The organism is Sphingomonas sp. NFR15 (assembly GCF_900103265.1).
Lineage (GTDB): Bacteria > Pseudomonadota > Alphaproteobacteria > Sphingomonadales > Sphingomonadaceae > Sphingomonas > Sphingomonas pollutisoli.
Window position 1 is genome coordinate 1 of record NZ_FMWX01000019.1, and the last position, 6,468, is coordinate 6,468.

The window sequence follows — 6,468 nt, forward strand, 5'->3', positions numbered from 1 at the left end:
CTAGGGCACAGACTCATTATGCGTTGCACCAGAGGCGTACGCAGACGAGCTTGATGGCCGCTAGGAAGTTGGCTGCATCCTTATCATAGCGGGTGGCGATGCCACGGAACTGCTTGATCCTATTGAAGAACCGCTCGACGAGATTGCGTTGGCGGTAGAGGTAGGAGGAGAAGGCGAAGCGCCGCTTGCGGTTGGAACGGTTGGGAATATTGGCCCAGATGTCTTTTGCCTGCGCAGCCTTGCGGATGGCGGCGCTATCGTAACCCTTATCGCCGAGCAGAGTGGCTCCCTTGGGAGCGGCTTCGATCAACGCCTCGGCTTCCCGAGCGTCGTGGACCTGCCCACCGGTCACCCGGAGGTCGACAGGACGTCCATCAGCGTCGACAAGAGCATGGAGCTTGGTTGTAAGGCCGCCCCGGGAACGTCCCACGCCATGATCTCCGGCCCCCTTTTTTTGCCCGTCGCACCGTGTTGGTGGACGCGCATGCAGGTGGAATCGATCATCACCAACTCGCCGTTAAACCCGGCAGAGACTGCCGCCAGGAGCCGGTCCCAAACGCCAGCTTTGCGCCAGCGAACGAACCGATTGTAACAGGTTGTTGACGGCCCGTAGCGTTCTGGAATCTCCGCCCAGGGTGCGCCGGAACGGAACCGCCACAAAATGCCGTTCAGCACGCGACGATCATCAACGCGAGGCACTCCGCGTGGCTTATTTGGCAGCAATGGCCCGATGATCTGCCATTCTTTGTCCGTCAGTTCATAGCGACGCCGCGTCATACGCCCCTCCGTTTTCGAAGGGCGCCTGAATCACGCGAATGCCAGCAGCTCAACCAATTTTATGAGTTCACGCCCTAATCTTCCGGCGTCTCGGCGTGGACGTTTGCCCCGCTGAGGACGAAATCCAGGAGCCGGTCCATCCGGACGAGATCCTGGACGTTGTGGGCACCAAGCTTGCGCATCGCGTTGCTGCGGTGGATCTTGACCGTGATCTCGCTCAGTCCGATATCGTCGGCCACCTGCCGGTTCTTGCGACCGGCGAGTATCAGCGAGGCGACCTGCTTTTCGCGTGTCGTAAGCGAGGCGAACAGCAGACGCGCCTTCCCGCCCTCGACCGCGAGCACCCGTGAGTGTCGGTCGAACTCGATTGCCGCGTTCGCCGCGTCGAGCACGTCCTGATCGCGCAGCGGCTTAAGGAGGAAGTCGCGTGCTCCGCCCTTGAGGCCGCGAACCGCCATTGGGATATCCGCGAAGCCGCTCATGAAGACGACGGGAAGCAGGAAGCCGTGGGACGCGAGACGCTCCTGCAGTTCCAATCCGCCGAGCTGAGGAAGCCGCACGTCGCTGACGAGGCATCCGGGTAGCAGTGGGTCCGCGCGGTCGAGGAAGTCGATCGCGGTCGCGTAGCTGCGTGCCTGCAGGCCGACGGACAGGAACAGATCCTCCAGCGCATCGCGAATGCCGTCGTCGTCGTCCACGATGTGGACGACCGGCTCGGTGCTTGGCGACTGCGCTTCCATCGTCCCCTCCGGCTTTGACGGCGAACGAGCCGGACCCAGGACCGGCATTCTCGCGAGCAGCTTAACCGGCCGGACGGCCGGAAGCCATCATACGAAAGGTGAGGCATTCCTCGCTGATCGGCACCAGTGACCTGCCGGTTGGGCCGATAATCGAAGCAGTTGTTCGACCCTATCCTCCGGGTGTCGTGAACGCCCATCCGGGAGACGTGCGTGTCCTCTGCCGCAGAACAGAAACCGTCCTACGCGGCGCTCGCCGTGGCCGGCTACGGCGCAGTTCTCGGGTCGCTCTTTCCTCTCGTCGCCGTTTACTCCGTCGCGGACATATCCGGCGGGCTGCACGTCGCGGCCGACAGCGCCGCCCTCGTGAACACCTTCCAGAACGTCGGTGCGATCGGCGGCATCCTCGCAACCCCGGCGCTCGCGTTCGGGGTCGGACGGGGACGGGCGATGGCCGTGATAGGCGCCGGCTTCGCAATCAGCTCTGCGCTGTGTGCGATGGCACCGAACCTGCCGGTCATGCTCTTCGCGCGCACGCTGCACGGCGTGTTCGGCGGAGCGATGCCGCTGATGTTCATGCTGCTCGTGATGACGACGCTGATGCCGGGCAGGGGACGCTTCGAGGGCATGGCGCTCTTCGCGACGTCGACCTCCCTGTTCTTCGGATTGGCGGCGACGGTCGGCGGGGCGCTCGTCGATGCGTTCGGCTGGCGGAGCCTCTTCTGGGCCCAGGCCATCCTGGCGCTTCCCTACTGGTTCCTCGCGCGTCGGGTCATGGCGCAGGAGAGGGGACGGATCGAGGTATTGAAGGGGGCGGACTGGCCGGCCTTCACGCTGCTCACCCTCGGCCTCGCGCTGATCGTCATCGCCGCCTCCGAAGGCGAGCGCCACTTCTGGTTGAAGGCCTGGTGGGTGCCGGCGCTGCTGCTCGGCGGCGGCGTCATTGCGGGGTTCGCGGTCGTCTGCATGCTGAGGACGGAGAAGCCGCTGCTGTTGCTGTCGGTGTTCCGCCGGGCGACGTTCACTTGGGGGATCGTGCTCTCCGTGTTCTTCCGCTTCGGGCAGATGTTCGCCGTCTACATCGTGCCGTCATATCTCGGGCGCGTGCAGGGATACCGCCCGATCGACACCGGGGCCGTCCTTCTCGCCATGATGCCGAGCACAACGATCGCCCTGGTGATCTCGTATCTCTGGGGTCGTCGTCTCGACAGCCGTTGGCTGCTTTCGGCCGGGCTGGCCAGCTTTGCAGCGGCAGCCGCGCTGTGCGTTCAGCTGACCCCAGATTGGGCGGCCGATCAGTTGCGCGTGGGAGCGGCCGTCGCCGGGTTCGGCATGGGCTTCTTCAGCGTCGCCGTGCTCCGGTTCGCCACCTATCAGGTGACCATGCAGGACGGCCCGACCGTCGGCATGATCTTCAATCTGACCCGCGTCTTCGGCATCGTGTCCGGCCTCGGTATCCTCTCGCACCTCGTGGTTGAGCGCGAGAAATTCCATTCCGCGATCCTCGTCGAGGCGATCGGCGCGACGTCGCCCGAAACAGCGCAGCGGCTTGCCCAGACGACCGGTGCCTTCGCGCGGTTTAGCGGCGATGCGGACGATGCGCAGGCGGCGGCCCTGACGGCACTCGCCAGGGCATCCGGTGGACAGGCGTTCACACTCGCCTTCTCCGACGCCTTCTTCGTCTCCGCGATCGCGCTCGGCTTGGGCACGATTCTCGTCTGGGCGCTGCCCGCTGTGCCGTCCGAGGAGCCGGTTCCTTCCAGGAAGACCGAAACGAAGGGGAAGACCGCATGAGCACGACCGCACTTTCACGCCCGGAAGCGGTGGCGGGCGGCGCCCCCGCCGCGCCGGCGCCCACGACCTGGAGCGCGGGGGCGCGCGTCGGCGCGGCCGTGCTGCTCGGCGGTGCCGCGATCCTCGCGGTGGCGGGCCTGTATGCCTATGGCCCGGGAAGCGTGGCGTTCGTCTCGACCGACAACGCCTATGTGAAAGGCGACGTCACTTTCGTGTCCCCGAAGGTGCCGGGATATGTGACCGCCGTCCTGACGGAGAACAACGCGAAGGTCTCGCCGGGACAAGTGCTGATACGGATCGATTCGACCGACTACAACTCGGCGGTCGCCGACACGGAGGCGGCGATCGCCCAGGCCAAGGCGTCCCTCGGTCAGATAGCCGCGCAGCAGCGGCTGCAGGATTCCCAGATCCGGGCGGCCGACGCGAGCGTGACGTCTGCGAAGGCAAGTGCGGTGCGCAGCGGCGCGGACTTCGAGCGGTCGAACGCCTTGGTCGGGCAGGGGGCGGTCAGTCGCCAGCTGTTCGAGGCGGCGCAAGCGGAGAACGTGCGGTCCCGGTCAGCCGTCACCCAGACCGTCGCTCAAGCCGACGTCGCCCGCAAGCAGCTCGGCGTGCTCAGCGCCCAGCGCCTCACCGCGCAGGCGCAGCTGCAGAGCGCCGAGGCTAAGCTCATGCGCGCCCGTGCCGACCTCGGCCGGACCGCGATCGTCGCGCCGCGCGAGGGCCGCGTGGCCGCGCGCAACGTGCGGCTGGGCGAATACGTCAACACTGGCACGCGTCTTCTTGCGATCACGCCGACCACCGGGCTGTGGATCGAAGCGAACCTGCGTGAGACGCAGCTCGCGCGCATCCGGCCGGGCGACCGGGTTCAGGTCGGCATCGACGCCGTCCCGGACGTGACGTTCTGCGGCTTCGTCGAAGGCACTTTTGGTGCCAGCGGCTCGGAGTTCGCGGTCATCCCGCCCGACAACGCGACCGGCAATTTCACGAAGATCGTCCGCCGGTTCACGGTCCGCATCCTGATCGATCCGAAGCAGCCGGGTCTCGACAGGCTGGCGACGGGAATGTCGGCGACGCCCCGCATCGAGATCGGCTCGCACGTGGACGGCCGGTCGCATGGCGGGCTGATATCGTGGCTGGTGGGTGGTTCCTTTCGTTGCGGGAGGCCGTCGTGAGGTCGCTGATCGCTTTGGCCGTCGCTGGCCTGCTCGCGGGCTGCGTCACACCGCCGCATCTTGGGCCGGCGCCCGAGGTGAAGGCACCCGCGACCTACCGCGGCGCGGAGACCTTCTCGGCGGCCGGAGCGGCCTGGCCGATCGACGACTGGTGGGCGGCCTATGGCGACCCTCAACTGAGTTCGCTGATCGAAGAAGGGCTCTCGAATGCGCCCACCATGGCCCAGGCATCGGCCCGCCTGCGCCGAGCGGAGGCGCTGGCGGGAGTTGCGAACGCGGCCCTCCTTCCTTCGGTTTCTGCAGATGGCTCTCTTACGGTGAGCAAGCCCAGCACCAATGACGGGATACCGGTCACGCCGGAGCGGCGGGGCTATCACGACAGCGGTCGCGCGAGCCTCGGGTTCAGCTGGGAGCTGGACTTTTGGGGCAAGAACCGGGCCGCGCTCGCGGCCGCGACTTCGGATGCCGAGGCGGCGCGGGCAGACGCCGCAGCGGCGCGGCTGGTCGTTTCGACATCGATCGCCGCGACCTATGCGGATCTCGTCCGCCTCTACAACGACCGCGACGTGCTTCAGGAGACGCTCAAGGTGCGGCAAAAGTCGCTCGAGCTCGTGAGCGCTCGGGTGCAGCACGGGTTCGATTCCGACTCCGATCTCGCGCAGGCCCAGGCTGGACCGCCGGCGGCGCGTTCCGAGCTGGCGCAGGCCGACGAGGCGATCGGCCTCGTGCGGAATCGGCTGGCCGCGCTTCTCGGCGCGGGGTCGGACCGCGGGCGCTCAATCGCGCGGCCGATGACGCCGGCTCTCAAGGCATTCGGCCTGCCTGCCAACCTGTCCGTCGATCTGCTGGGGCGGCGTCCCGACATTGTCGCGGCGCGGTCCCGGGTAGAGGCTTCCGCCAAGCGGATTAAGGTCGCCAAGGCACAGTTCTATCCAAACGTGAACTTGCTCGGCCTGATCGGCTTACAATCCCTCGGTATCGGCAACCTGCTCAACAGCGGCAGCGACATCGGTACAGCCGGACCTGCGGTCAGCCTGCCGATATTTGACGGTGGGCGCAGACGCGCGAACTACCGCGGCGCACGCGCGGACTACGATCTGTCAGTGGCGACCTATGACGAGACGCTGACGCAGGCGCTGCGCGAGGTCGCCGACGTCACGGTCAGCAGCAGGCAGCTCACGGAGGAAGTCGCCGGTGCGAATAGCGCTCTGACGACCACCGAACGCGCCTATCGACTGGCGCAGCTCCGCTACACCGAAGGCGCGGCCGACTACCAATCCGTGCTGATCGTGGAGGAACGTCTCCTGCTTCGCCGCCGTGTCGCCGCCGCGCTCCAGTCCCGGAGCTTCATCCTGGACGTGGCGCTTGTCCGCAGCCTCGGCGGAGGCGTGATGCGCTAAGGCGATTGCTCCGCCTTCGACGCCGGCCGCCCTCGGTGGCGAGACCAGTTCCGCGACCAGGATCCCGACGCTGATGGCGTGTTCGGCCGACAGGTAGCGTGTCTCGGTCTGGATGGTGCGCTGACGCCGGCGCCGGGTGTCCTGGCAGACCGTTCGCAGGTCGTCGCCGAGGTCGTTGAGGTAGCTCGACAGGTCGATCCAGCCGTCGCGGTCGGCCTGGTAGAGCCTGCGGTGGATGTTGCATGCGCCGGCGGGCGGGCATCGCCGAAACGGCGAATTCGGATTATACGAAGCTGGAGCGCCTCCGTCGGCCTACTCTAGGGTGCGTGGGGATTCACAGGATGGCTGGAATGTGATTCAAGCGTGGGATGGATCGAGACGTACTGACGGATGCCCAGTGGGCGAAGATTGAACCGCATTGCCTGGGCAAGCGAACGGACCCCGGGCGAAGCGGCAGGGATAACCGGCTGTTCTTGGAGGCGGTATTGTGGATTGCGCGTACGGGCAGCCCGTGGCGCGATCTGCCGGAACGGTTCGGCAACTGGAGCACGGCGTTCCGGCGCTTCCGCGACTGGCGCGAAGCCG

General features: G+C 66.6%; 6 protein-coding genes. 4 read left to right on the forward strand and 2 right to left on the reverse strand.

Features of this window, described 5'->3' with window-relative positions:
* Nucleotides 1-16: 16 nt before the first annotated feature.
* Both BLS81_RS20215 and BLS81_RS20220 read right to left on the reverse strand, forming a co-directional pair.
* Nucleotides 17-777, reverse strand: a protein-coding gene (locus tag BLS81_RS20215; protein ID WP_218123172.1) for an IS5 family transposase whose coding sequence is annotated in 2 segments (ribosomal slippage) — nt 17-450 and nt 450-777 — 762 coding nt in all. Because the reading frame shifts where the segments join, the coding sequence is not laid out codon by codon here.
* 74 nt (nt 778-851) lie between these two features.
* Nucleotides 852-1,475 (reverse strand): response regulator transcription factor, encoded by a 624-nt coding sequence (locus BLS81_RS20220; protein WP_256326367.1) that lies wholly within the window; start codon nt 1,473-1,475, stop codon nt 852-854.
* 252 nt (nt 1,476-1,727) lie between these two features.
* On the opposite strand from BLS81_RS20220, the gene BLS81_RS20225 reads away from it, so the two are divergent.
* From BLS81_RS20225 to BLS81_RS20240, 4 genes are all read left to right on the forward strand, one after another.
* Nucleotides 1,728-3,308, forward strand: a complete 1,581-nt coding sequence (locus BLS81_RS20225; protein ID WP_176787287.1) for an MFS transporter — start codon at nt 1,728-1,730, stop codon at nt 3,306-3,308.
* On the forward strand, nt 3,305-4,483 hold the full coding sequence (locus BLS81_RS20230) for an HlyD family secretion protein (protein WP_093226604.1): 1,179 nt from the start codon (nt 3,305-3,307) through the stop codon (nt 4,481-4,483). The genes BLS81_RS20225 and BLS81_RS20230 overlap by 4 nt, the downstream gene beginning before the upstream one ends.
* The gene (locus BLS81_RS20235) at nt 4,480-5,883 is read left to right on the forward strand and encodes an efflux transporter outer membrane subunit (protein WP_256326368.1); all 1,404 of its coding nucleotides are present in this window, start codon (nt 4,480-4,482) and stop codon (nt 5,881-5,883) included. Before BLS81_RS20230 ends, BLS81_RS20235 begins: the two co-directional genes overlap by 4 nt.
* A gap of 368 nt (nt 5,884-6,251) precedes the next feature.
* Nucleotides 6,252-6,468: transposase (locus BLS81_RS20240; protein ID WP_143023418.1), on the forward strand; the 217-nt coding region annotated here is incomplete at its 3' end.